At 65.6% G+C, this 26129-nt stretch carries 22 protein-coding genes and 1 pseudogene; 19 read left to right on the top strand and 4 right to left on the bottom strand.

Annotated elements, in window-relative coordinates; translation table 11 throughout:
* Nucleotides 1-19: 19 nt before the first annotated feature.
* Nucleotides 20-199, top strand: a pseudogene (locus tag CMASS_RS09450) (arabinofuranosyltransferase); the annotation flags it as partial.
* Here CMASS_RS09450 and CMASS_RS09445 read toward each other — a convergent pair.
* Together CMASS_RS09445 and CMASS_RS09440 are read right to left on the bottom strand one after the other, a co-directional pair.
* Nucleotides 196-1374: an HNH endonuclease signature motif containing protein gene (locus CMASS_RS09445; RefSeq protein WP_273665900.1), complete on the bottom strand. Its 1179-nt coding sequence runs from the start codon at nucleotides 1372-1374 to the stop codon at nucleotides 196-198. The pseudogene CMASS_RS09450 and the gene CMASS_RS09445 sit on opposite strands and share 4 nt — an antisense overlap.
* 267 nt (nucleotides 1375-1641) lie before the next feature.
* Entirely contained in the window at nucleotides 1642-2853 is a 1212-nt protein-coding gene (locus CMASS_RS09440) for a 2-polyprenylphenol hydroxylase and flavodoxin oxidoreductase (RefSeq protein ID WP_022862998.1), read from the bottom strand.
* 180 nt (nucleotides 2854-3033) lie between these two features.
* On the opposite strand from CMASS_RS09440, the gene CMASS_RS09435 reads away from it, so the two are divergent.
* The 14 genes from CMASS_RS09435 (at nucleotide 3034) to CMASS_RS09370 (ending at nucleotide 19355) form a co-directional block, all read left to right on the top strand.
* On the top strand, nucleotides 3034-4422 hold the full coding sequence (locus tag CMASS_RS09435; RefSeq protein WP_022862997.1) for a sodium/glutamate symporter: 1389 nt from the start codon (nucleotides 3034-3036) through the stop codon (nucleotides 4420-4422).
* Nucleotides 4423-4490: 68 nt separating this feature from the next.
* On the top strand, nucleotides 4491-5312 hold the full coding sequence (locus tag CMASS_RS09430; RefSeq protein WP_022862996.1) for an ABC transporter ATP-binding protein: 822 nt from the start codon (nucleotides 4491-4493) through the stop codon (nucleotides 5310-5312).
* Complete coding sequence (locus CMASS_RS09425; RefSeq protein ID WP_022862995.1) at nucleotides 5309-5953, top strand: ABC transporter permease; 645 nt, start codon at nucleotides 5309-5311, stop codon at nucleotides 5951-5953. The genes CMASS_RS09430 and CMASS_RS09425 overlap by 4 nt, the downstream gene beginning before the upstream one ends.
* Nucleotides 5950-6603, top strand: a complete 654-nt coding sequence (locus tag CMASS_RS09420) for an ABC transporter permease (protein ID WP_022862994.1) — start codon at nucleotides 5950-5952, stop codon at nucleotides 6601-6603. Before CMASS_RS09425 ends, CMASS_RS09420 begins: the two co-directional genes overlap by 4 nt.
* Complete coding sequence (locus CMASS_RS09415) at nucleotides 6604-7515, top strand: ABC transporter substrate-binding protein (RefSeq protein WP_022862993.1); 912 nt, start codon at nucleotides 6604-6606, stop codon at nucleotides 7513-7515.
* Between the two features lie 304 nt (nucleotides 7516-7819).
* The gene (gene clpB / locus CMASS_RS09410) at nucleotides 7820-10405 is read left to right on the top strand and encodes an ATP-dependent chaperone ClpB (RefSeq protein WP_022862992.1); all 2586 of its coding nucleotides are present in this window, start codon (nucleotides 7820-7822) and stop codon (nucleotides 10403-10405) included.
* A 27-nt stretch (nucleotides 10406-10432) separates the two neighbouring features.
* Nucleotides 10433-11284, top strand: a complete 852-nt coding sequence (locus tag CMASS_RS09405) for a sulfurtransferase (RefSeq protein ID WP_022862991.1) — start codon at nucleotides 10433-10435, stop codon at nucleotides 11282-11284.
* Nucleotides 11285-11326: 42 nt separating this feature from the next.
* The gene (locus CMASS_RS09400) at nucleotides 11327-12610 is read left to right on the top strand and encodes a type III secretion system chaperone family protein (RefSeq protein WP_022862990.1); all 1284 of its coding nucleotides are present in this window, start codon (nucleotides 11327-11329) and stop codon (nucleotides 12608-12610) included.
* 82 nt (nucleotides 12611-12692) lie between these two features.
* Complete coding sequence (gene pyrE / locus CMASS_RS09395; RefSeq protein ID WP_022862989.1) at nucleotides 12693-13283, top strand: orotate phosphoribosyltransferase; 591 nt, start codon at nucleotides 12693-12695, stop codon at nucleotides 13281-13283.
* Nucleotides 13270-13968 carry a TrmH family RNA methyltransferase gene (locus CMASS_RS09390; protein ID WP_022862988.1) on the top strand — a complete coding sequence of 233 codons (699 nt, stop codon included), beginning with the start codon at nucleotides 13270-13272 and terminating at the stop codon, nucleotides 13966-13968. Before pyrE ends, CMASS_RS09390 begins: the two co-directional genes overlap by 14 nt.
* A 54-nt stretch (nucleotides 13969-14022) precedes the next feature.
* Nucleotides 14023-15234 carry a glycoside hydrolase family 76 protein gene (locus CMASS_RS09385; RefSeq protein ID WP_022862987.1) on the top strand — a complete coding sequence of 404 codons (1212 nt, stop codon included), beginning with the start codon at nucleotides 14023-14025 and terminating at the stop codon, nucleotides 15232-15234.
* Nucleotides 15235-15340: 106 nt separating this feature from the next.
* Nucleotides 15341-16375 carry a class II fructose-bisphosphate aldolase gene (gene fbaA, locus CMASS_RS09380; RefSeq protein WP_022862986.1) on the top strand — a complete coding sequence of 345 codons (1035 nt, stop codon included), beginning with the start codon at nucleotides 15341-15343 and terminating at the stop codon, nucleotides 16373-16375.
* A gap of 130 nt (nucleotides 16376-16505) precedes the next feature.
* Nucleotides 16506-18029: an FMN-binding glutamate synthase family protein gene (locus tag CMASS_RS09375; RefSeq protein WP_022862985.1), complete on the top strand. Its 1524-nt coding sequence runs from the start codon at nucleotides 16506-16508 to the stop codon at nucleotides 18027-18029.
* 30 nt (nucleotides 18030-18059) lie between these two features.
* Nucleotides 18060-19355, top strand: a complete 1296-nt coding sequence (locus CMASS_RS09370; protein ID WP_022862984.1) for an FUSC family protein — start codon at nucleotides 18060-18062, stop codon at nucleotides 19353-19355.
* A 301-nt stretch (nucleotides 19356-19656) separates the two neighbouring features.
* Here the strand turns inward: CMASS_RS09370 and CMASS_RS09365 are convergent, their stop codons facing one another.
* Nucleotides 19657-20523: a diacylglycerol kinase catalytic domain-containing protein gene (locus tag CMASS_RS09365; RefSeq protein ID WP_022862983.1), complete on the bottom strand. Its 867-nt coding sequence runs from the start codon at nucleotides 20521-20523 to the stop codon at nucleotides 19657-19659.
* 93 nt (nucleotides 20524-20616) lie between these two features.
* Here CMASS_RS09365 and CMASS_RS09360 point away from each other — a divergent pair, with 93 nt between their 5' ends.
* The 4 genes from CMASS_RS09360 (at nucleotide 20617) to purT (ending at nucleotide 24558) form a co-directional block, all read left to right on the top strand.
* Entirely contained in the window at nucleotides 20617-21906 is a 1290-nt protein-coding gene (locus CMASS_RS09360) for an adenylosuccinate synthase (RefSeq protein ID WP_022862982.1), read from the top strand.
* Nucleotides 21907-22002: 96 nt separating this feature from the next.
* The gene (locus tag CMASS_RS09355; RefSeq protein ID WP_022862981.1) at nucleotides 22003-22152 is read left to right on the top strand and encodes a hypothetical protein; all 150 of its coding nucleotides are present in this window, start codon (nucleotides 22003-22005) and stop codon (nucleotides 22150-22152) included.
* Nucleotides 22153-22715: 563 nt separating this feature from the next.
* Entirely contained in the window at nucleotides 22716-22907 is a 192-nt protein-coding gene (locus CMASS_RS09350; RefSeq protein ID WP_022862980.1) for a hypothetical protein, read from the top strand.
* Between the two features lie 346 nt (nucleotides 22908-23253).
* Entirely contained in the window at nucleotides 23254-24558 is a 1305-nt protein-coding gene (gene purT, locus CMASS_RS09345; RefSeq protein WP_022862979.1) for a formate-dependent phosphoribosylglycinamide formyltransferase, read from the top strand.
* Between the two features lie 27 nt (nucleotides 24559-24585).
* On the opposite strand, the gene CMASS_RS09340 is transcribed toward purT, so the two are convergent.
* Entirely contained in the window at nucleotides 24586-25953 is a 1368-nt protein-coding gene (locus CMASS_RS09340; RefSeq protein WP_022862978.1) for an FAD-dependent oxidoreductase, read from the bottom strand.
* Nucleotides 25954-26129 lie beyond the last annotated feature (176 nt).

The following is a 26129-nucleotide window of genomic DNA, read 5'->3' as shown; positions in this document are numbered from 1 at the left end:
GAGGGGCGGGCCCGGTGCGTTCCGTGGTGACAAGGATAAGCCGGCCAAGGACGGCTTCAAGCTGCACCTCGCGGAGGACATTTACCCCAACCAGCCGAATGTCCGGTATCGGGCCATCTTCTTCAATCCGATGGTGTTCGATGGTTCCGAGTGGTCTGTTGAGCAGGTCGGTCCGTTTGTGGTGGCGGTGCGTAACTAGTACGGCGGTTCCTCTTCGTAGTCGGGTTCGGCGTTCGTGTCGGTGTCGGGGGTGTCGGGTTCTGGGTTGGTGTTGAGGGCGCGTTCGCGGGCGTTGGCCCGGCGGGTGGCAATGGCTTGGTCGACGGTTTGCAGCCAGTTGCAGGTCTCTGGTGCTAGCGGGCCAGTGGCGGTGGTGGTCTGCCAGGTGCCGTCGGTAAATAGCCACACCACATCCCCTGTGGCTGGGTCGAGGATGTAGCGGGCGCGTTTGTCGGTTTTGATGTTGTGGTGATGCTGGCACAGATTCACCAGATTCCACGCCGCCGTCGGCCCACCGTCCGCAAAATCCACACAATGATCCTTCTGACACCGATACGCCGACAGGCAACACCCCGGATACCGGCAGGTACCGTCCCTGCCGTTGAGATACGCCTTCAACCTGTCCGGCGTGACGTAGTTTGTGCTTTCCATCCAGGCGGCGGCATTCATGTCCCGACGCCGGGATGCTTTCCCGGCAAGCTCGACACCTGTTTCGGCGTCGGTCCAGCCAGTACCTTCGACAAACACCGGCGCATGTAAAAGATCAGCCGCCTGAAAGACATTCAGTGTCACATCCACATCCCGGTTGATATCAGTCAGCACCAACATCGCGAACGCTTCCGAAGCGCTGACCCCGTACTCGTCGGCAACCCGGCGGATCACCCCATTGATCTGGGCGGCAGTCTCCGTGTCGTATTCAACACTGATACACCCCACCCCGCCGGGAAGACTCGACCAGTCATACCGGCCTTTACGCTTCCGACGTTTCTCAGCGGCCTGTTCTGCCTCTGTGCTTACTGCGTCGGCAAGTTCTGGATCTTCGGCAGCGACTAAGGCGTTGAGTTTGCGACGTAAGTTGCGCACCGACGGCAACACTTGGCCCGCCCGGGTTGGGGTGAGGTACTTGACTAGGGCGGCATCGATACGCGCTAGTGCTTCCTCATCTGGAGTGCCGAGTTTGCACAACACCTGGTCGATGACAATCAGTCGGGAGAAATCCAGGTGGAACAACCGCTCGTGCACCTCCCGTAGGCCGGGTAGCTCATCCAGGCGGAACAGTGCCATGAAGATATTGGCCACCCGGGTTGGTGACTTTCCCGTTAACCCGGCCAGGCGGGTGCAGGCCAGATCGAAATCATCGTCTGGATCCGGCAAACACTCACAGTGCAGCTGGTATTCGAACTGGCGTAGTTGTGTCGCGGTTGTGGCTATGTCGTTTCCTGGTGTGGACACCGTGTAATACGGACCCATTGGGCCCCTCCCCCGAAAAGTATTCGCTAACGTGTTCTACACACCACCCACCATAACGGTTCCAGAACCGAAGTCAACCCCCACCTCGAACACGTATTCGTTTCGTTACAAACCAGCACAGACAACCGTTTCAGAAGCGGCTGCGCCCAGCGTCGTCCTTAATCCGCTGGTTTAAACCTCCGGCCAGCGACCGCCCCGACTCCACGGGTGGGCTTCGATGCTGGCGGGGGAGATCTGGGCATCGAGAAGCCGGGCACGGGCCGCCGCCACGTGGTGTTCGGGGCCCACGAGCACGAAGTTGGAGCCCAGTAGTTCGCCGGCCAGGGCGCTGGAGGCGAGGCAGCTGGTGGGGTAGAAGATCACTGGGGCGCCCGGCTGCGGGCTGAGCAGCACCTCGTCCTTCGTCTCCTCCACGTAGTGGTGGATGCGGATCCACGGCGCGACCGCGGCGAGGTTGCGCTGGAAGTGCGTGTCGTAGTGTGCGCCAGGGCTTTTGGCGAGGTGGTAGACAGACACAGAAAAATGAGGGTCGTCGCCCGTACCGCTCTGCTTGGCCTGCATGACCGCGTCCAGCAGGGAGATGAGGTAGGGCTTGACGGCCGCCCAGCCGGTGCCGAAACACAAAAAGACCAACCGGACGGCGGGAAAGCGCACGAACTCACCGCGCGGGGCGCCCATGATCCACCTGTCGCCGGGGCGGGAGTGGCTCATCATGCGGGAGACGAACCCGGCCTCGTCCAGGTGGAAGGTCAGTTGCCCCGTCGGATCGCTGGGGGCCGCGGGCGTGAGCAACCGCCACTCGCCCGGGGTGTGCGGGGTGGTCACCGGGATCGACTGGCCGGGCTGGTAGCCGATGGGAAGTGAGGCGGTCAGGTGCACCACGGCGGTCTGTCGGTTGGGGCGGGCCACGTCCACGACCTCCGCGGAGTGCGCCGGCGGGGTGCCCGCGAGATCGGCGTTACGGGCGGCCTCCGCCATGGTCGCGCACACTTGGCGGACGGTGCGCTCGGCGGTGAGCAGCAGCCCGGGATCCAGATCGAACGACCGGAGCCCCACAACGAGCGCGGCAGCGAAGTCGTCGTAGGCGCTCGCCGGAAAGCCGTGGCGGCGATGATCGCGGCCCAAGTTGCTCAGTCGCTCCGCCACCTCGTGCGGCAGGCTGCCGTAGCTCATCGCGCGCTCGAAAACCCACGCGAGCGCCGCCGCGAGATCCACGTGCGCCGCGTTCGCCGCCAGCGGAAACAGCGGGCGCGCTTGCAACTCGCGGACGAAGAAGTCGCGGTGGACGGCGTCGCGGAACTCCGCGCTGTGCGTGCGGAGGAAGGCGCCCAGATCGTGCAGATCGCGCGGGGTATCACCAAAGCGGGGAGCGGGACTGGACATGGGTTCCAATGTAGGGCATCGGCACGCATAGCCCGCACACGGCACGACACCCTCGTTGACCGGCCGAAGGTACGCGCACGGTGGCCCATTTGTGCGTTAGCACACCCCTTAGGGGGTAGGGTTTCCCACGAGACTCTCAATTTTTCCGTACCCAACTATGAGTGTGGCGAAAGGTGATTGATGGAAGATTTCTCGGTCTTCGACTTGTTGATGGACATCGGCTGGATCTCGTTGCTGATGGTGATCGGCAACGTCCTGCGCTACCAGGTGAAGTTCATCTTCCAGGACTTGCTGCTGCCCGCGCCCGTGACCGCCGGCCTGCTCGGCTTGCTGCTGGGACCGAACGTTCTCGGCCTCATTCCGTTTTCCGCTTCCCTGGGTGACTACACCACGGTGCTCATCGCCATCGTGTTCGCGTCGATGGCCTACTCGATGCAGCTCGGCGGGTCCGTCCGCCGCGGCGCCCGCAACATGTGGGCGTATTCCACGACGATGTTCACCTCGCAGTGGGGGCTTTTCACCCTGCTCGGCATCTTCCTGTTCATGCCCCTGTTCAACACCCCGAACTGGTTCGGCATGATGCTGCCGGTCGGTTTCACCGGCGGCTTCGGAACCGCCGCGGCCGTGGGTAGCTCGCTGGAAGAAATCGGCGGCGACGGGGCGTCCTCCATCGGCTTCACCTCGGCGACGGTCGGTACGCTTGCCGCCATCGTCGGCGGTGTCATCGCGGGCAACTGGGGCATTCGCCGGAAGAAGGTCTCGCACGTGCCGAAGGAACTGCCGGAGGATCTGCGGCGCGGTTACATCCGCAACGTTGAGGAACGCCCGTCTGTGGGCAAGGCGACGACCAATCCCTCTTCAATTGAGCCGCTCACCCTGCACTTCGGGTTCATCCTTGTGACCGTCGGTGCGGCCTACCTCATCAACAAGGCCATTAGCTCAGCCTTCCCCGAAATCTCCGTCCCGCTGTTCGCCCTGTCACTTGCCCTGGGGCTAGTGCTGCGCGCGCTCATGCACGTCATCGGCGCGGAGGACTACTTGGACAAAGACACTGTCTCGTCCGTGTCGGGGGCGGCAACCGACTACCTCATCGCCTTCGGCGTGGCGGCCATTGTGCCCGCGGCGGTCGCCTCCTACTGGCAGGCACTGCTCGTCCTCTTCGTTCTGGGTACCATTTTCTGCACCTTCTTCCTGCTGTGGTTCCCGGCGGAGTTCTTCGGGGCCCGCTGGATCGAGCGCGGCATCTTCGGCTGGGGCTGGGCCACCGCGACCGTGGCCACCGGCATCGCCATCTTGAAGATCGTCGACCCGAAGCTGGAGTCTGGCACCCTCAACGAGTACGGCATGGCCTATGTCGGCTTCGGCCCCTTCGAAATCGGCATGACCGTCGTCGCGCCGCTGGCTGTGACCTACGGATTTACCGCCGGCCTGGGCTGGATCTCCCTCGCCATCGCGGTTGGCGTGTACCTCTTGGCCAAGTTCGGCGGGTGGCTGCCGGCGCGCGGCAAGATCTTCTCGCCGGGCATTAGCGATGTCGCCGGGAACACGTACCAGCCAAAGACGGGCTAACCGCTTAAGGCGTATTCCGTTCACAACGAGCATCCATCATGGGCATACCGCTGGGTAGGCTGTGGGAGATGATTGAATTCGACAACGTCTCCGTCACCTACCCCGGTCAGCGCGGGAGTGTGGGGACTGCCGCCGTCGCGGGTTTCTCGCACACCATGCCCGCCGGGAAAATCACCGTCCTTTTGGGGCCGTCCGGCTGCGGCAAAACGACCCTTCTGCGCCTTGTCAACCGCATGGTTGAGCCGGACAAAGGGAGGGTGCTTATCCGTGGCACCGATACCGCCACCCTCGACCCCGTAGCGTTGCGGCGGAGCATCGGCTACGTGATGCAAAACGCCGGTCTTATGCCGCACCGCATCGTGCTGGACAACGTCGCCGCGGTCGCGCAGCTGGCCGGCGCGGGCAAGTCGGACGCACGCGAGACCGCAGCCCGCTGGCTCGAGACCGTCCACCTGGATAGCAGCCTGTTCCACCGCTACCCGGCGGAGCTCTCCGGCGGTCAGGTCCAGCGCGTGGGCGTCGCCCGGGGCCTCGTTGCGGATCCGAACATCATCCTCCTCGACGAGCCGTTCGGCGCCGTCGATCCCATCGTGCGCCGCGACCTGCAGGACGAGGTGCTCCGCCTCCAGCAGGAGCTGGGTAAAACGGTGGTCCTCGTGACCCATGACGTGGATGAGGCGTTCGCGCTTGGCGATGAGATCCTCGTGCTCTCCCGCGGCGCGCGCATCCTGCAGTCGGGGACCGCGGAAGACATCGTCGCGCGCCCGGCATCGGACGAGGTGGCGGGCCTGGTGGGCGGCCGCCGCCTGCGCGTGCGAGACGGCGGCGACATCGTCGTGGATGAGCGCGGCCGCGTCGTCGGCGCCCTGCAGAGTGAGGTCGCCGAGTGAACTGGCAGTGGATAGCCACCAACTGGCCGAAGATCGCAGACTTAGCACTCACCCACGTGCAGATCGCCTTGCCGCCCATCGCCGTCGCCTTCCTGGTGGCGTTGCCGGTGGGGTGGGTGGCGCATCGCCACGCACGCGTGCGTGATGTCCTCGTCGGCGCCGCCAGCCTGTTGTACGTGGTGCCGTCGCTCGCGCTGTTCGTCGCGCTGCCGCTGGTGCTGGGGACCTCGGTGCTCTCGCCGGTCAACGTCGTGGTGGCGCTCAGTCTGTACGGCATCGCACTGCAGGTGCGCTCGACTGCCGATGCCTTCGACACCGTTCCCACCTCCACGCGGGAGGCGGCCACCGCCGTGGGCTATACCGCGCGGCACCGTTTCTGGGCGGTCGACCTCCCACTGGCCGCGCCGATGATTCTGTCGGGGCTGCGGGTGGTGGCGGCATCGACAATCTCGCTGACCTCCGTCGGCGCACTCATCGGCGTGCGATCCCTGGGCACGCTTTTTACCGAAGGCTTCCAGCGCAGCTTCCCCACTGAAATCGTCACCGGGCTGGTGGCCACCTTGCTCATGGCCCTTTTCGTGGACCTGGTTTTGCGTGCAGCCGGGTACGTGGCCCTGCCGTGGACGAGGAGGCGCGCATGAACTTCGTCGTGGACGCGATCCGATTCATTTTCGATCCCGGCAACGAGGTGCTGGGAAAGCTGCTGGCGCATATGGGATACACCGCGCTCGCGGTGGGAATTGCCGCTGTCATCGCGCTGCCGCTCGGGGTGTGGCTGGGGCATACCGCCCGCCGCGGCGGGGTGGTCGCGGTGCTCGGCGCCCTGCGCGCGCTGCCCTCGCTCGGTCTTTTGACCTGGCTGACCCTGGCCATGTCCCTCGGTGTGCGCCTGCCCATCGTGCCGGCGACCATCGTGCTGGCGCTTCTTGCCATCCCGCCGATGCTTGCCGCGACCGTGTCCGGCATTCAGTCCGTTCCACGTGAGGTGGTCGACGGAGCCCGAGCGGTGGGGTATTCGCCGCGGCAGGTCGCCCGGTTCGTGGAGCTGCCCCTCGCTGCCCCGGCCATCGTCGGCGGCGTGCGTTCCGCGGTGGTGCAGGTGGTAGCGACCGTGACCGTCGTGGCCTACATCGGCCTGTCCGGCCTCGGCCGCTTTCTTATCGATGGCCTCGCCGTCCGCGACTACCCGCAGATGCTGGCGGGCGCGCTGGTCATCGCCACGCTCGCGTTGGTCCTCGACGTCGCGCTCGCCGCGGTGCAAAAGGCCGTTCGTCCGAAAGGAAGTTTCTAGATGTCTCGCCTCAAGCCCGTCTGCGCCGTCGTGGCCGCGGTGACGCTGTCCGGCTGCGCCAACGCCGACCCCACCGCCGCGCCGGGCGCGTTCGATCCGGACACCATCGTCGTGGGTACGGCGAACTTCCCCGAATCGGAGATCATTGGCCAGCTGTGGGCGCGGGTGCTTCGCGATGCCGGCTTTAACGTCGAAATGAGCTCCCAGATCGGCGCGCGCGAGGTGTACCTCGGGGCGCTGCAGGCCGGGGAGGTCGACGTCGTGCCGGAGTACACCGGCAACCTGGCGCAGTACTTCGACGCCGACGTGCCGGACCAGCCCTCGAGCGACGATGTCTACCGCTCATTGGAGGCCGCGCTTCCAGACGACTTGGCCGCGGGGGCGGCATCGCCGGCGGAGTCGAAGGATGCGTTCCGGATTACTCGCAAGGTGGCGGAGGACAAGGGTGTGACGTCACTGGCAGACCTGCAGAAGCTAGGCGATGTCACCATGGCCGGCAACCCGGAAATCACCGAGCGTCCCTTGGGCCCGGAGGGGTTGGCGCAGGCCTACGGGCTGGGGTCGGTGGACCTGAAGCCGATTTCCGATGGCGGCGGCCCGCTAACCATCTCTTCCCTGGTGGAGGGCGAGGTCGACATCGCCGATGTGTACACCACCTCCCCGGTCTTCGACCGCTCCGGTTCCGAGGCGGATCTAGTCACCCTCGACGACCCGAAGAACCTCATCATCTCCCAGAACCTCACGCCGATTTACCGCGCCGGCTCCCTGCCGGACGGGGCGGTGGAGGCGCTCGATCGCTTCAACGCGGAGCTGACTACCGACGACTTGAAGGAGATGAACGTCCGGAATGTCGGCGCCGAGAAGGCGGAGCCGGAGGTCATCGCGGCGGATTTCCTCGCCCGCCGGCGGTAGCTGCCGCTGCTCCGGCAGTCCACCGAATAGTCAGCTGCGCGAGATATGGGGAATTTTCGGCCCAAAACCCGCCGGATCCGGCCGAAAATGGAGCAAATCTCGCGCTGGGGTGGAGGCAAAAGGAGAAAACAAGCGAATCCGCAAAGTTGAGCGCCGTAGACTCAAAAAATTTCGCGTTTAGTGGAATGGACTCAACCCTGGCGGCGTTGTACGGGGTGAAGCTTCTACAGTGGGCCCGGACGAACAGAAAACGCACGGAACCAAACCCCATAACCGAGACGCGAACTTAGAGGAGAACACTTACATGGCATTCAACCCGACCACGAAGACGCAGCAAGCGCTGCAGGACGCCCTGCAGACTGCGTCGTCGAACGGTAACCCGGACATCCGCCCGGCGCACCTGCTCGCGGCGATTTTGGACCAGCAGGACGGCATCGCCGCCCCGGTGCTCAAGGCCACGGGCGTCGATCCGCAGCAGGTGCTGAAGGAGACCCGCGACCTGGTCGCTTCTTACCCGAAGGCCGAGGGCGCCAACATGGCCAACCCCAACTTCAACCGGGATGGCCTTAACGTGCTTACCCAGGCGCAGGAGCTCGCCGGCGAGCTTGGTGATGAATACGTGTCCACCGAGGTCCTCCTCGCCGCCATTTCTAACTCGAAGACGGATGCGGCGGACATCCTGAAGTCACGCGGTGCGACCTACGACGCCATCAAGGGCGCCTTCCCGTCCGTCCGCGGCGCAGCCAAGGTCACCAGCGAGAACCCGGAAGATCAGTTCCAGGCGCTGGAGAAGTACTCCACCGATCTCACCGCCCGGGCGCGCGAGGGCAAGATCGACCCCGTTATCGGTCGCGACCAGGAGATTCGTCGCGTCGTGCAGGTCCTTAGCCGCCGCACAAAGAACAATCCGGTCCTTATCGGCGAGCCGGGCGTGGGTAAGACCTCCATCGTTGAGGGTCTCGCCCGCCGCATCATCGCCGGTGACGTCCCGGAGTCGCTGAAGGGCAAGAAGCTCATCTCACTCGATCTCGGCGCGATGCTCGCCGGCGCGAAGTACCGCGGCGAATTCGAGGAGCGCCTCAAGGCGGTGCTCGATGAGATTAAGGCCTCCGACGGTCAGATCGTCACCTTCATCGACGAGCTGCACACCCTGGTCGGCGCCGGCTCCACCGGCGACGGCTCCATGGACGCCGGCAACATGATCAAGCCGATGCTCGCGCGCGGCGAGCTGCGCCTGGTCGGTGCGACGACCTTGGATGAGTACCGGGAGAACATCGAAAAGGATGCGGCTCTCGAGCGCCGTTTCCAGCAGGTCTACGTGGACGAGCCGACGGTGGAGGACACCATCGGCATCCTGCGCGGCCTGAAAGAGCGCTACGAGGTGCACCACGGCGTGCGCATCCAGGATTCGGCGTTGGTGTCGGCGGCGGAGCTGTCGCACCGCTACATCACCAACCGCTTCCTGCCGGACAAGGCCATTGACCTGGTCGATGAGGCGGGCTCGCGCCTGCGCATGGAGATCGATTCCTCGCCGCAGGAGATCGACGAGCTCGAGCGCATCGTCCGCCGCATGGAGATCGAGGAGCTGGCGCTGAAGAAGGAGTCCGACGCCGCCAGCAAGGAACGTTTGACCAAGCTGCAGCAGGAGCTTGCCGATGAACGCGAAAAACTCGGCGAGCTCAAAGCCCGCTGGGTCAACGAGAAGAAGGCCATCGATGACGTCCAGGGCGTGAAGGAGGAACTGGAGCGCCTGCGCAACGAGGCGGAAATCGCCGAGCGCGACGGCGACTATGAGAAGGCCTCCGAGCTGCGCTACGGCCGCATCCCGGATCTGGAGGGCCAGCTGAAGGACGCGGAGGCCAAGGCCGCGGATCACGCTGGCCAGGAGACGATGCTCACCGAGGAGGTCTCGCCGGACACCATCGCGGACGTGGTCTCCGCGTGGACTGGCATCCCGGCGGGCAAGATGCTCGAGGGCGAGACCCAGAAGCTGCTCAACATGGAAAGCGTCCTGGGCCGCCGCGTTGTGGGCCAGAAGGAGGCGGCCACCGCGGTCTCCGATGCGGTGCGTCGCTCGCGCGCGGGCGTGGCCGATCCGAACCGGCCGACCGGTTCCTTCCTCTTCCTGGGTCCGACCGGCGTGGGCAAGACCGAGCTGGCCAAGGCGCTGGCGGACTTCCTGTTCGACGACGAGCAGGCGATGGTCCGCATCGACATGTCCGAGTACGGCGAGAAGTACTCCGTCTCCCGCCTGGTCGGTGCCCCTCCGGGATACGTCGGCCACGAGGCCGGCGGCCAGCTCACCGAGGCCGTGCGGCGCCGCCCGTACACGCTCGTGCTTTTCGATGAGGTCGAGAAGGCTCACCCGGACGTCTTCGACGTTCTGCTGCAGGTTCTCGATGAGGGCCGGCTGACCGATGGCCAGGGCCGCACGGTCGATTTCCGCAACACCGTCATCATCCTGACGTCCAACCTGGGCGCCGGCGGTACCAAGGAAGAAACCATGGAGGCGGTCAAGAAGGCCTTCAAGCCGGAGTTCATTAACCGGCTTGACGATGTCGTCATGTTCGAGCCGCTGTCCTCCGAGCTGCTGCGCGGCATCGTGGACATCCAGCTCGGCAGCCTGTCCGACCGCCTGGCCGCCCGTCGTCTGATTCTCAATGTCGACGACGCGGCCAAGGACTGGCTGGCGGAGCGCGGCTACGACCGGGACTACGGCGCCCGCCCGTTGCGCCGCCTCATTCAGCAGGCCATCGGCGACAAGCTGGCCAAGCAGCTCTTGGCCGGTGACATTTACGACGGTGACACCGTTACGGTCACCGTTGACGCCGACGGCGAGGGGCTGGCGCTCAACGGCGGGGAAGATGACGATTCGCCCGCCAGCGAGTAGCGCAGCGGCGCTATAAACTGAGATGCCATGAGCATCTTGGTTTCTCCGGCAGAACTGCACGACGCCATTCACCGTGGTGACAAGGTCACCGTCCTGGCCACCCACTGGGGTGCCGGGGAGAATGACGGCCAAAATCAGTTCCGCTCCCTGCACATCCCGACGGCCCAGTTCTGCGACGCCGCCGGGGCGCTCGCAGGGCTGCCGGGGTCCAAGAACGGGCGCAACCCGCTGCCCGATCCGGACAAGCTGCAGTCCTGGTTCCACACCTGGGGCATGCGCGAGGGACGCCGCGTCGTCGTCTATGACGAAGGACGCGGCCTTTTCGCGGGCCGCACGTGGTGGATGTTGCGCTGGGCGGGCATCGACAATGTCGCGATGCTCGACGGCGGCATGGCCAACTGGCGCCGCCAGGGCCTTCCCACCCTGACCGGCCCGGGCAACATTTCGGTTGAGTCGGATGCCACCGTGTCCCCGAATCCGGACATGGTGGCCACCTTGGATGAGGTCAAGGAGTTCGATGGGCCGCTCATCGATACGCGCGAGCCCAACCGCTTCGCGGGCCGCCGTGAGAACCTCGACCTGAAGGCCGGGCACGTGCCGGGCGCGGTGAACGTGGCCGAGCGTCACCTGCACAACGCCGACCGCACGTGGAAGTCCAAGGAGGAGATCCGCGAGGTCTTCGCCAACGCCGGGATTGATGAGTCCAACGTGAAGGGCGCGATTGTCTACTCCGGCTCCGGCAACCACTCGGCGCTGGCGCTGGCGGTGATGGAGTGGGCCGGTCTGCCCGGTGCGCGCCACTTCGTCGGCGGCTGGTCCCAGTGGTGCGGCGACCCGAAGAACCCCGTCGAGCGCGGCGATCGCCTCACGCTGGACTAACTCGGGGAGCGTGTCTGGGGTGTGCTCTAGACTATTGCGGTAATGGCTACCGTACTGATTCTTCTCGCTGTTCTCTTCGCCGTCGCCGGGGGCCTTTTGTGGTACTTCGCCAACGTGCAAGACCAGCGCCGCAACCCCCAACAGGCGGGGGAGAGCACCGCCGACCCCGCGGGCACTGCTGCCGACGCGCCGGGCGACTCGCGCGAGGAAGAATTCAGCGATCCGTTTGCAGACGAGCTCACCGAGGACATCCCGGTCGCGCCTGAACCGGAGTCCCCTGAGCCCGAATACGAGACGGTGGATTCAGAACCGGCGGATGCGGAGCCGGAAGATGTTGAGCCAGCGGATGAGTCGGTTGCGGACGCGAACGAGCTGGAATCCGAAGCGGAGTATGAGGCTGAACCGGCGTCTGATGTCGAGTCGGCGCCGAAACTGAAATCCCACTTCACGTTCGGTATCCGCCGCGAGCGCAAGGCGTGGGCGGAGCGCCATGGCTGGGACTTCCGCAAGACCGACAGCTACTTGGTCGACGAGTGGTCCCGCGGTGCAGCGGCCACGGGGGCTGCTCCGCGCGACATCGCAGTGGGGGAGGCCTACGGGCACGAGACCTTGCTCATGGACATCGGCGGGGTCAACGTCATGGCCATGCGCACCGGCGCGCTCGCCGCGGTAGTGGTAGATATGCGCCGCCGCGGCATCGCGCACGCGGACGCCGCTCCGCAGTCCGAGGACCTTTTTGAGGTGGCCACGATCGGTGATTTCGACGTGCTGGCCACAGACACGGGTGCGACGGAGCGCATGCTCGACGAGCGGGTCGACACCGCGCTTTCTGCCATGCCGGACGGCGTGGTCGCGGCGTGGATGGAAAACGATTGGGTGCTGGCCCAAACCCGCAAGGACGCCCGCCAGGACGTGTGGGACGCGATGCTGGTTCCGCTGGCCTTGCTTGCCGATGCCGCCCGCGTCCTCCCACCCCGCGAACCGCTGCCGCTGCGCGTGGCGGACAACGACCCCAGCCGTGACATCCCCGAGCCCGAGCCGGCCGGGGCGCAGCTCAGCGTGGTGGGCGACGGGCCGGTCGATGAGTTCGCCCACCCGCCAGCGCAGCGCCCGGACACCCCGCTGACACTCCCATCGCGCAAGCGCGGGGAGGCGCTCGGCGCAGTGGAAAAGCGCCCGCTCGGTGTCGACGAGGTGGGTGCCATTGCCGACGGGGAGGAGACCCCGTCGCCGCACCTGCCGCGCAGCCTGGAGGTCGACCCGCAGCTCGCTGCCGAGCGCGCCCGCCTGGACCGCCAGTTAGGCCGCGCGCCGAAGAACAGCTAACGGACAACCTCGCTCGCGCGCTAGCATGAGGCCTGACATTTACACATGCCGTCAATCCGAAAAACGTGAAGGAGCACGGGAAATGGCCGAGAACCAGGAGCGCGTGAGCGACGAGCGCGCCAATGACGTGCGCGTCAGCCAGGACAAGAAGGAGCGCCTCGCTGAGCTGGTCAAGGAGCTCGCCGTCGTGCACGGCAAGGTGACGCTGTCCTCCGGCAAGGAGGCGGATTACTACGTCGATCTCCGCCGGGCGACGCTGCACCATGAGGCGTCTCGGCTCATCGGCACGCTCTTGCGCGAGCTCACCGCCGACTGGGACTACGCTGCCGCAGGCGGCCTGACCCTGGGCGCGGACCCGGTGGGCACCGCCATCATGCACGCCGAGGGCCGCGACATCGATTCCTTTGTGGTTCGCAAGGAGCAGAAGAAGCACGGCATGCAGCGCCGCATCGAGGGCCCGGACGTGGAAGGCAAAAAGGTACTCGTCGTGGAGGACACCACGACTACTGGTAACTCGCCGCTCACCGCGGTCAGCGCGCTGCGCGAAGCCGGCGCCGAGGTCGTGGGCGTGGCCACCGTGGTAGACCGCGCGACCGGATCGGCAGACGCCATCGCGGCCGAGGGCCTGGAGTACCGCTCTATCCTGGGGCTTTCTGACCTTGGGCTCGACTAACGGGAACCCCGGCGACCAAGAGACCGCGCCGCAGAAAGGCCCCACCGAGTGGAACGAGGGCCGGCACGGCGTCGGCCCGTGGGCAGAGGAGCACCCGGGCGAGCCGTTGCCGGACGACGCGAACTACGACCCGGAACTTTTGGCCGAGGGCGACCGCCGCAACGTGGTGGACGCCTACCGGTACTGGTCGCGGCCGGCGATTGTGCGGGACATCGATAAGCGCCGGCACCCGCTGCACATCGCCATCGAGAACTTCGAAAACGACGCCAACATCGGCACGGTGGTGCGCACGGCGAATGCGTTCGCGGTGGATACGGTGCACATCGTCGGGCGCCGGCGGTGGAACCGGCGCGGCGCGATGGTCACCGACCGCTACCAGCACCTAGAACACCACACGGACGTGGCCGCGCTGGTGGAGTGGGCGAAAGCGCGCGAGCTGCCCATCGTGGCCATCGACAACACCCCCGGGTGTGTGCCGCTGGAGACGGCCGAGCTGCCCGAGCGGTGCCTGCTGCTCTTCGGGCAGGAAGGCCCCGGCGTGACCCAGGATGCGCAGGACGCGGCGGTGATGACCTGCTCTATCGCGCAGTTCGGATCGACGCGTTCCATCAATGCGGGGGTGGCCGCGGGCATCGCCATGCACGCCTGGATAAGGCAGCACGCCGATCTTTCCACGGCGTGGTAGCGGTTGCGTTTACGATGGAGCGGACAACCGTGAGGGAGGCAGGAGCAGGCCACAGTGGATGAGAAATGGGCACACCGCGCGGAGCTCGCGGAAACGGCGATCAGTGAACGGCACTCGTCGCGGGTGTGGGGGCTTCCCCGCACCAACCTGGCCGTAGTCAGCTGGCCGCCGACCACGAAGGAAAAAGTCTTTTTCCACTGGCACTACTGGTGGCAGGCGCACTACCTCGACTGCCTGGTGGACGCCACGCTGCGCAACAGCACTCGCCTGCGCCGCCGGCGCATCACGGACACCCTCCGCGGCATCCGCATGCGCAACCTGCGGCACGTGACCACCAACAAGTACTACGACGACAAGGCGTGGCTGACGCTGTCGCTGCAGCGCGTGGCCAAGCTGGAGAAGATGTCCCGCCCGCGGAACCTCACGGTCCTGCAGGACAACATCTGCAAAGCCAGCGAGGAATTCGACGGCATCTTGCCGTGGCGTGAGGGGGAGAACTTCTTCAACGTGCCCTCCAACGGGCCGGCGGCGATCCTCATGGCGCGGATGGGCAAGGTGGACGAGGCCGCCCACATCGTCGACTGGATTTACGACCACCTCATCAACGATGACGGCCTGGTCATGGACGGCGTGCGCATGCGCATGGACGGCCCGGAAATCGTGCGCGCCATCCACCCGTACTGCCAGGGCGTGGTCTTAGGCGCCTGCCTGGAGCTCACCCTCGCGCGGCGCAAGGAGGCCGGCTTCGACGAGTGGGACCGCATCGACTCGGTGCAGGCCGCTGAGCGTGCCGATGCCACCATGCGCTACCTCACCCGCCTGCGCGGGCTAGTCCAGGCCGTGGCGACGCACCTGGCCACGCCGGGCGGGGTCATCGATGCCGATACTGGCGATGGCGACGGCGGCATGTTCAAGGGCATCCTCGTGCGCTACCTCGCGGACATCGCGGTGCGCCTGCCGGGCGATTCGCCGGCGAACCGGGCGACGAAGAAGCTCGCGGCGCGGCTGGTGCTCAATTCCGCGAACTCGGTGTGGGAGCACCGCCTCGAGGTCGACGGCCTGCCCATCTTTGCCACGGACTGGACTGCCGATGCCCGCCTGCCGCACAACTTCGGCATGGGCGCGTCCACCCTGGGCGAGCGCATGGGCGTTATCCGCATCGCCGAGCGCGACCTGTCGGTGCAACTGTCCGGGTGGACGCTCATGGAAGCGGCCGCGCGGGTGAGCCTGCACCAGAAGAAGCAGAAACTGAAAAAGCAGGGGTAGGAAAAGAACCTGCCGAGCATCACACCGTGTTTGTCAGCGCTGCGTAATTCACATAGGCATACTGGGGTACGGCACTTTACCCGGAAACCTGACGAAGGATGGATTCATGCCTATTGCAACGCCAGAGGTCTACAACCAGATGCTGGATACCGCGAAGAAGGACGGCTTCGCGTTCCCGGCTATCAACTGCACCTCGTCGGAGACCATCAACGCGGCCATCAAGGGCTTCGCGGAGGCCGAGTCCGATGGCATCATCCAGTTCTCCACGGGCGGCGCGCAGTTCGGCTCCGGCCTGGGCGTGAAGAACAAGGTTGCCGGCGCCCGCGCGCTGGCCGCCTTCGCGCATGAGGTGGCGCAGCACTACGACGTGAACATCGCGCTGCACACCGACCACTGCCAGAAGGAAGTTCTGGACGACTTCGTCCGCCCGCTCATTGCCCTGTCCCAGGAGCGCGTGGATAACGGCAAGCTCCCGCTGTTCCAGTCCCACATGTGGGACGGCTCGGCCATCCCGATCGACGAGAACCTCGAGATCGCCCAGGAGCTTTTGGAAAAGGCCCGCAAGGCCAACATCATCCTCGAGGTCGAAATCGGCGTCGTCGGCGGCGAGGAGGACGGCGTCCAGGCCAAGGCCGGCGCGAACCTCTACACCACCCCGGAGGACTTTGAAAAGACCATCGACGCTTTGGGCACCGGCGAAAAGGGTCGCTACCTGCTGGCCGCGACCTTCGGCAACGTCCACGGCGTGTACAAGCCGGGCAACGTGAAGCTGCGCCCGGAGGTCCTGGGCGAGGGCCAGGAAGTCGCGCGCAAGAAGCTCGGCCTGGGCGCCGACGAGAAGGCCTTCGACTTCGTCTTCCACGGCGGCTCCGGCTCCGAGAAGGAAAAGATCGAGGAGGCGCTGCGCCACGGCGTGATCAAGATGAACGTGGACACCGACACCCAGTACGCGTTCACCAACCCGGTCGCCCGCCACATGTTCGCCAACTACGATGGCGTGTTCAAGATCGACGGCGAGGTGGGCAACAAGAAGGTCTACGACCCGCGCTCCTACCTCAAGAAGGCCGAGCAGTCCATGTCCGAGCGCGTCATCGAGGCGTGCGAGGACCTGCACTCCGTGGGCAAGACCACCTCGAAGTAGCCACCCGGGTGTGCGGGCAGATACCCTCTAGGATTTAGAAGCCCTTACTCAAGAAGGCCTCATCGGTACAACTGGTGGGGCCTTCGCGCATGAAGACCTTATTTAGTCCCAGCTAATAGGAGATTTGCCAGTGTCTGATAAGCCGTCGAAGTACCTCAAGGCCGCCCTGGGTGGCACCGCCGCCGCGCTCGGTGGCCTGGCCGCGTACGACCTCACGCAGACCAAGTACGCCGTGCTGCGCAACTACCCCGTGCTGGGGCACATGCGCTACCTGCTGTCAGACATCGGCCCGGAGCTGCGCCAGTACTTCATCGAGCGGAACTGGGACGGCCGCCCGTTCAGCCGCGACCAGCGCGACGGCATCTACGCCCGCGCCCGCGGCGAAGTCGCGGACGGTGCTTTCGGCACCGTGCAGGACGTGCACGAGGAGGGCCACGAATACCTCGTGCACTCCATCACCCCGGTCGACGAGCCGGGCGAGCCGCCGCGCGTGGAGATCGGCGGCAAGGACTGCACCCAGCCGTACTCGATGTCGCTGATGAACATCTCCGCGATGAGCTTCGGCTCGCTATCGAAGAACGCGGTGCGCTCCATGAACAAGGGCGCGGAGATGGGCAACTTCGCGCAGGACACCGGCGAGGGCGGCGTCTCGCCGTACCACACTGAGAGCAACGGCGATCTCATCTGGGAGCTGGGCACCGGCTACTTCGCCGCGCGCACCGAGGACGGCGACTTCGATCCGGTCCAGTTCAAGGAGAAGTCCGCGATGGACCAGATCAAGATGACCGAGCTGAAGCTCAGCCAGGGCGCCAAGCCCGGGCTGGGCGGCGTGCTGCCGGCCAGCAAGATCACCAAGGAAATCTCCGAGATTCGCGGCGTGCCCATGAGCAAGGACTGCATCAGCCCGGCCGGGCACCGCGTCTTTTCCACCCCGGTGGAGCTCATCGAGTTCATCGCCAAGATGCGCGAGCTCTCCGGTGGCAAGCCGGCCGGCTTCAAGCTGTGCGTGGGCAACCGCCGCGAGGTGCTGTCCATCTGCAAGGCGATCCGGGAAGTGGGGACCGCGCCGGACTTCATCGTCGTCGACGGCTCCGAGGGCGGCACGGGCGCCGCGCCCATCGACTACGAGGACCGCGTGGGCATGACTCTCACCCACGGCCTGATGACCGTGCACAACGCGCTCGTGGGCACCGGCCTGCGCGACGAGATCAAGGTCGGTGCGTCCGGCAAGGTTGTCGGTGGGGCGGACATCGTCACGCGGCTCATCCAGGGCGCCGATTTCACCAACAGTGCCCGCGGCATGATGATGGCCACCGGCTGCATCATGGCCCAGCAGTGCAACACCGGCCACTGCCCGTCCGGCGTGGCCACCCAGGACCCGCGCCGCAACCGCTCCGTGGTGGTCGAGGACAAGTCCAAGAAGGTGTACAACTACCACAAGATCGGCGTTGAGCAGGCCACCCGCGTCATGGCCTCGCTCGGGGTGTCCGACCCGAAGGACCTCAACCCGACCATGCTGCGGCGCAACGTTTCGCCGACCGAGTCGAAGAACTACGCCGAAATCTACGAGTGGCTCCAGCCGGGGCAGCTGCTTGACGATGCCCCGGAGTCCTGGCGCGCCGACTGGGAAGCCGCGTCCGCCGACAAGTTCTAAGCGGCCGGCTTCTTCTCTACTATCTCCTGTATGAGTAGTAGAACGACTTCACCTTCGCAGAGGGGGCTTTCGACCCGCGAGCGGCTGCAAGTCATCGACCGCTCGCTCATCGCCCGCGCGCAGCGGGTGCGCCACCGCTTGGTGTATATCCTGCAGGCGACCATCGCCGCCGGTATCGCGTTCTGGGTCGCGCACCGGGTGGTGGGGCACCCGCAGCCGTTCTTCGCGCCGATTTCCGCGGTCATCATCATGGGCCTTTCGGGCGGCAACCGGCTCTCCCGCGCGCTGGAGATGTCCATCGGCGTCACGTTTAGCGTGGCGGTGGGCGATACTCTGGTGCAGCTCATCGGTACCGGGCCCATTCAGATGACCATCATCATCGGCCTGGCGCTCATCATCGGGTCGTTTCTGTCTAAGTCGCCGCTCATCATCAATCAGATCGTCATCGGCTCGATCCTCATCGCCACGATCCTCCCGCCCGGCTCGGAGGTGGGCGGCGGCGCGCGTGCCATCGACGCGCTGCTAGGTTCCGGCATCGGCATCTTGACGATGGCCATCATCCCCGCCTCGCCGCTGCGCGAGGGGCGCAACGAGATTTCCAACGTGCTGTCTATCGTCTCCAGTGGGCTGTCGGATACGAAGAAGGCGTTGGAGGAGCGCGACGGCGAACTCATCGCCGCTGCCCGCGATGCGGTCAACGCAGTGGACAACCCGCTCAACCGGCTGATGACCGCGGCGAAGTCCGGCCGCGAGACCACCGACGTCTCGCCCCTGATGTGGGGCTCGCGCCGCCAGGTACGCTCGCTGGAGCGCACCTTGGAACCCGTCGACCACCTGGTGCGCGGCTCGCGCGTGCTGTCGCGCCGGGCGCTGGTGCTCATCGAGGACGACGATGACATCACCGACGAGATGCTCGACCAAATCGACGAGCTGGCCGAAATCACGCTCGACCTAGCTCAGGTGTACAAGCGCAAGACGCCGATTTCCGAGGCGAAAGAGATACCCGCGGCGGTCCAGCGCCTGCGCTACCTCGGTGCTCGCGCCGGGATGGACGCGCTGGGCGATGCGCCCGTGCTATGCGACTACGCGATCCTGTCGCAGATCCGCGCCATCATCGTGGACCTGCTCATGATTTGCGGCATGTCCCGCGAGTCCGCGTCCGCCATGCTCATCCCGACTTCGAAGACCCCGGCGTTCCCGCCGGAGGTGTGGTCGGACGTGTGGCCAACCGGCGACGCCCCCGACTCCGACGCTGGCCCCGACTCCGACGCTGACGCCTCTCCCGCCTCGGCCGACTCATCCGCTGACTCCGAATCTTCGCGGTAACCTCGCCTGCCCTGCCCCGCAGCTGCCTTATGTGACCCCGCGTGCAACTCGTTGACCCACTGAGACGGAATTTGGACACCAAATCCGGCCTCAGTGGGACAGTTAGTTGCATCCGCAGAGGCCTAGCGCGACCGCGATGCAAACTCGGTGCACCTTAGGGCCAACTTTGGTGCCCGAAAACCTGCCTAGGGTGCACCGAATTTGCACGGCGCGATTGTCGGCCCAGTCCCGGCCGATCTGGCCAGGGCGAGCGGCGGTCGAGCCGGGCAGGTGGAGAGTGGCGCGCAGGGGAGCGGGCGGGTTAGGGCCGTACGGCCTGCAGGTCGCGGAGGTGCCGGTAGAAGACGACGCGCTTGACCGGCCGTTTCGCCTCCACGCCATCGATGGTCACCTTGAGGTTCGGGCCGCCAGCCTGCACCGCGCGGCCGGTGGCCAGGGTGTCGGGGTCGACGCGCCCGGCCTCGAGGGGTTGGCGGAAGCGGGAGAACAACCCGACCCCGAACCCGCGCCTACCGCGCTCGGGGGCGGCGGAGCTCGTCAGCGCGACGGCGGCGACGCCGGGGGCGTCGAGCATCGGCACGAGGCGCGCGCCGAAGACGCCCGCGCGGGACTTGTTCCCGGTGCCGGAGTGGCGCACGAGCGTGTGGCTGTCCACGATGATTTCGCCGGTGATGTCCGTGTCGTCCCACTCGGTGATGGTGGCCGCGCCGGCTACCGCCGTGCCCTTGTCGCTGCGGATAAGCGGCACCGGCCGCACCGACCCCTCGAGCGCTACCGGCAGCGCGTTGTCCAAGTCGATGCCCCAGCTGCGGGCGGCGGGGGAGGTGGTATCGGCAGGCAAGTAGGCGACTTCGGCCCAGAGGACATCGGCACGCATGAGGCGGGTGAGGACGGCGGAGAGGGCGGCATCGTCACCCGCGACGATGATGCGCAGCGGCTCCGGCACCGGCTGCGGAGCCGGGCCCGGGGCGCCGAGGTGGCTGACGTCCGGCTGCTTGGCGATGTCCGCCAGCGACGGCGTGGGATCGTCCGGGAGGATGTCACGTGCGGCATCGATAAGCGGCTGCAGCTCCTGCCGGGTCGGTACCGCGGACGCCTCCACCACCGTGACCGCGGCGGGCAGAGCGGGCAGCGGGTGGGTGCCACAGCGCACGAAGATAATTCGCATGCTGCTGATGCTACATCGCACCGCGCGGGGCCCGAGCGGGTAGAGTAAGGTCGTATTTGCACTCTATGAGCTGTGGGAAGTGACTAAGCCAGCATGGCAGCGATCGTTATTGTCGGCGCCCAGTGGGGCGACGAGGGCAAGGGCAAGGCCACCGATATTCTGGGCGGCCGCGTCGACTACGTGGTCAAGCCCAACGGCGGTAACAATGCCGGCCACACTGTGGTCGTCGGCGGCGAGAAGTACGAGCTGAAGCTTTTGCCCGCCGGCATCCTCTCCGAGAACGCCACCCCGGTGCTGGGTAACGGCGTGGTGATCAACTTGGAGGCGCTGTTTAACGAGGTTGACGGACTGACCGCCCGCGGCGCGAATGCGGAGCGCCTGCGCATCTCCGCCAACGCCCACCTCGTCGCGCCGTACCACCAGACGCTCGACCGGGTGCAGGAGCGCTTCTTGGGCAAGCGGGCGATTGGCACCACCGGGCGCGGAATCGGCCCGACGTACTCCGACAAGGTCGCGCGCGTGGGCCTGCGCGTGCAGGACGTCTTCGACGAATCGATCCTGCGGCAGAAGATCGAGTCGGCGCTGGACGTGAAGAACCAGATGCTGGTCAAGATGTACAACCGCAAGGCCATCGACCCGGAGCAGGTCGTGGAGCACTTCCTGAGCTACCGCGACCGCCTGGAGCCGATGGTTATCGATGCCGAGCTCGAGCTCAACCGCGCCCTGGACGCGGGCAAGCACGTCCTCATGGAGGGCGGGCAGGCGACGATGCTCGACGTGGACCACGGCACCTACCCGTTCGTGACCTCGTCCAACCCGACCACCGGCGGCGCCTGCACCGGCTCCGGCATCGGGCCGACGCGGATTACGGCGGCGTTGGGCATCATCAAGGCGTACACCACCCGCGTGGGCGCCGGCCCGTTCCCCACGGAGCTGCACGACAAGTGGGGCGAGTACCTTCAGACTACCGGCGGGGAGATCGGCGTGAACACTGGCCGCAAGCGCCGCTGCGGTTGGTACGACGCGGTCATCGCCCGGTACGCCACCCGCGTCAACGGTTTTACCGACTACTTCCTGACCAAGCTGGACGTGCTCACCGGCATCGGCGAGATCCCCATCTGCGTGGCCTACGACGTTGACGGCACGCGCTACGACGAGATGCCGCTCACCCAGTCCGAGTTCCACCACGCCGAGCCCATCTACGAGACGATGCCCGCGTGGGACGAGGACATCACCGAGTGCCGCTCGTTCGAGGACCTGCCGCAAAAGGCACAGGACTACGTCGAGCGGTTGGAGGAGCTGTCTGGGTGCCGCATCTCCTACATCGGCGTCGGCCCAGGTCGCGACCAGACCATCGTGCGGCACGACGTACTCGACGCGTAAGTGACACACGTCATATTGACCCTCGTGGCGCCCGTGGTTACCTTGAAAAACAGGTAATCACACATGTTCCTTTGATTCTTTTGAAAGGTGCTTCTCATGAACCTGTCTTCCGACCTCATCGATCAGGCAAACGACTGGGTCGAGGCCCTCAACATCGACGGTATGGCGAAACTGTCCTCCACCTTCGCCAACGTCCTCTCCTCGGCCGCCAAGCTGGTTGAGGCGCTGTCCAAGTTCTCCAACTAAGACAGAGCTCTTCAAAGGGCCCAGACCGCGCGTGCGGTGTGGGCCCTTTTTTCATGTGCTGCCCTGCTTCACGATGCCGGTGAGGCGAGCGTGCAACTCGATGACCCACAGTGGCGGGGTTTGGCGCCCACAACTGCTCTCAGTGGGACGGTTGCTTGCACTCGCCGATCGCAACCCCGGCGGGGGTAGCGAATGGGGGTGGCGGAGATCCAAAAAATCCCACACAAAGTAAACATCGTTGACGTATCACAGTCTCATATGGGGGAGGGGCGTCGCGATGTCCGCCGATTGGGGTGGGGTATGTCTCTTCAATCGACGGTCGTACAGGCGATATGTCGCGATTGTGACGGGTGGCACCGGGTGTCATGAGGTACTCCCGAGACGGGGTTCGCAACTTAGCTTACCCAACCCTCAGTTAACCTAGTTCACTTCTTGTTAACCTTTCTGGCCGGATGAATTTCGCAAAAGGTGTTGCCCGCTTCGGTGAGCCATTGCTAGCTTTCTGGTCATCCCCTTCTGAGGGGGTTTGTTTCTCCAGAATCAACTCGAAAGGAAGAATTCCCATGGCTGACACCTCCAAGGCAACCGATTCCCAGTCCACCGACCTGGACCTGGACTCCCTGTCCTCCAACCTCGACACCGATTCCCTGGGCGACCTGTCCTCCGACCTTGACTTCGATAAGATCGGCGACCTGTCCTCCAACTTCGGTGACATCCTCGAGCCGATCGCCAAGATCGTCTCCGCTCTCGCGTAAGATTCTTTCCGAGCTCCTAGGGACTCGCCAGAGTAGGGAATAGAACCTCTTTCCGGTTCTCGCAAAAGCCCGGGCTATTTGCTCGGGCTTTTCGTGTGTGCGGCTGGATTTATGTTCCTGACAAAAGCTAAATCTTCAACAAAAGTCCTGCGTTATAAAACAGGAATTGCCAGTCTTCTGTGATGTGCCGCGGCGCCGGCGAAGCCTGTAGGTGGTGGCGCGGGGCAAAACCACAGTGACCGCGCACCGAGGGCGGTTCGCTTGGCAAAGAGGTGGCAACACTATGGGATAATCGTGCAACGGTTTCAGACCGCTCTACGGTTGGCACGGAGGAACGACTTTTCTGATGGAGTACAAGAATCACATCGGCACGCCGCTGACGCCGAACGCGACCCGCGTGCTGCTGCTCGGCGGCGGGGAGCTCGGCCGCGGGCTGGCGCTCGCCTTCCAGAAGCTGGGCCTCGAGGTCCACGCCGTCGACCGCTACGAGAGCGCTCCGGCGTGCCAGGTCGCGCACTTCCACTACGTGGCCGATATCCGCGACGCCGCGGCCGTCTACGAGCTGTGCCAGCAGAACCGCCCGGACTTCGTCGTGCCCGAGGTGGAGACCGTCGCGGTGGACGCGCTGGAGCGCATCGAGGAAAACACCGACATCGCGGTGGTGCCGTCCGCGAAGGCGTGCCGCCTCACCCAGGACCGCGAGACCATCCGTGACTTGGCGTGCAACGAGCTGGGCCTTCCCACCACCGCTTTCCGCTTCGCCAACTCCGCGGACGAGCTGCGGCAGGCGGTGGACGAGCTGGGGCTTCCGTGCATCGTCAAGCCGGATGTGGCCACCTCGGGCAAAGGCCACATGCTGGTCCAGGATGCCGAGGACATCGCGGAGGCGTGGGAGCGCGTGCACCGCGTGGGCACGGAGGACCAGCAGGTCATCGCCGAACGTGTCGTCGACTTTGACTACGAGGTCACGCTGCTCGCGGTGCGCTCCATCGACCCGGCGACGGGGAACCTGGCCACGTGGTTCCCGCAGCCCATCGGCCACCGCCACGAGAGCGGCAATCTGGTGGAGTCCTGGCAGCCGATGGAGATGACCGAGGGCGCGCTGGAAAACGCGCGGTCGGTCGCTGCGCGCATCTCCAACGCGCTGGGCGGGCGCGGCGTCTACGGCGTCGAGCTGTTCGTCGCCGGCGACGACGTCTACTTCTCCTCAGTGAGCCCGCGCCCGTCGGACACGGCGATGCTCACCGAGCACACCCAGCGCTACTCCGAGTTCGACCTGCACGCCCGCGCGATGCTGGGCTATCCCATCGACGTGACCATGACCAGCCCGGGCGCGTCCGTGGTGCTCACCGCGGAGCAAGAGCTTGCCGATGTCTCCTATGCCGGCGTCGGCCACGCCATGTCGCTGTCGGAGACGGACGTCCGCCTCTTCGGCAAGCCGGATGCCTACCCGGGGCGCCGCATGGGGCTGGTGATGTCCACCGCCGAGTCGGTCAACGAGGCTCGCGACCGGGCGGCGCTGGCCGCGCGGAAGATCACGATCGACAAGATTCCGACCCCGGAAGAAGATGCCGAGTCCGGCGCCCGTGAATTCCACATTGAAAAGATCGACGGCGATGTGGTCACCGTCGATCGTGAAGGCGAGGCGTAAGCCTCCCGGCTTCCGCCTCGCGGGGATTTATTCGCCTGCCTGCGGGCCGGCGTGCTTGACCATCTCGTCCCACTCGACAATCTTGATGCGCTCGCGGCCGACCTCTTCGCCGGCGGCGCGCTCCGCGGCGTCGAGGCGGCCCCAGCCCTCCCAGGTGGTCACGGAGATACCGCGGTCCTCGAGCAGCTTGACGATGGCCTCCGGGTCGCGCTGCGCGGCCTCGTCCAGCTCGCCGGCCTTCCAGTCGGCGAGGAGCATCGTCGTGGTGTCCTTCGCGTCCGACTTGGTGTTGCCGATGAGCCCGACCGGGCCACGCTTGATCCAGCCGGTGGTGTAGAGGCCGGGGAGTTTGGCGCCGTCGACATCGGCAAGCACGTGCCCGCCGTCGTTCGGGATGACGGAACGCTTGGAATCGAACGGGACGCCGTCCACGTCCTGCGGGCGGTAGCCCACGGCGCGGTACACGGCGCCGACCGGCCACTCGGTGTACTCGCCGGTGCCGGTCACGTTGCCGGTGCCGTCGAGCTCGGTGCGCTCGGTCTTGATGGCGGTGACGTGGTCGTCCTCGCCCAGGATCTCCACCGGCTGCTGGAAGAAGTGGATGAAGATCTTGTGCGGCGCGTCCTGCGGCTCGCGCATGGCGTAGGACTCAAGGGTCTGGCAAACCAGGTCGGTGGACTTGGCCTCGCGGCGGGCGCTTTCACTCGCCTCGTCGTAGTCGATGTCCTCCGGGTCGACGACGACCTCGATGGTCGGGGATTCGTCGAGCTCCTTGAGCTCCTTCGGGGTGTACTTAGCCTGCGCCGGGCCGCGACGGCCGAAGACGTGGACCTCCTTGGCCCGGTTCTTCTTCAGCGCCTCGTAGACGTTGTTCGGGATCTCGGTGACCAGTAGCTCATCGGCAGTCTTGGCCAAGATGCGGGAGACGTCGAGGGAGACGTTGCCCACGCCGACGACCGCGACGGACTCGGCGGACAGATCCCAGTCGCGCTCGAAGTTCGGGTTGCCGTCGTAAAAGCCGACGAACTCGCCGGCGCCGTAGTTGCCCTTGAGGTCCTCGCCCGGCACGCCGAGGGCGCGGTCGGCGGTGGCGCCGGTGGCGAAGATAATCGCGTCGTAATAGTCGCGCAGTTCCTCCACGGTGATGTCCCGGCCGACCTCGATGTTGCCCAGGAAGCGGATGCCGTCCTTGTTCATCACGTTGTGCAGCGACCGCACGATCCCCTTAATGCGGGGGTGATCCGGGGCCACGCCGTAGCGGATGAGCCCAAACGGGGTCGGCATCTTCTCCAGGATGTCGACTTCGACGTCGACGTCGGACTTCAACAACAGGTCAGAGGCATAGATTCCGGCCGGGCCGGAGCCTACAACTGCCACGCGCAAAGGGGTGCTCATGCTGTAATTCCTTAGGAGACGACTATTTCTTAACAGGCGCCAATTGTACTGGCCTTTCGGCGGAGTCCTAAAGTTCGTGTGATTTAACCAAACCACGTTGGTGGAATGACCCTATTGGGTAGAATAGCTACGGCTGTTTATAGCGAGTGGCCAGCGGTTTACAGGAGAATGGTCGC

The sequence above is a fragment of the Corynebacterium massiliense DSM 45435 genome (assembly GCF_028609805.1).
GTDB classification, from domain to species: Bacteria; Actinomycetota; Actinomycetes; order Mycobacteriales; family Mycobacteriaceae; genus Corynebacterium; species Corynebacterium massiliense.
This window is presented reverse-complemented; position numbering and strand designations above follow the sequence as displayed.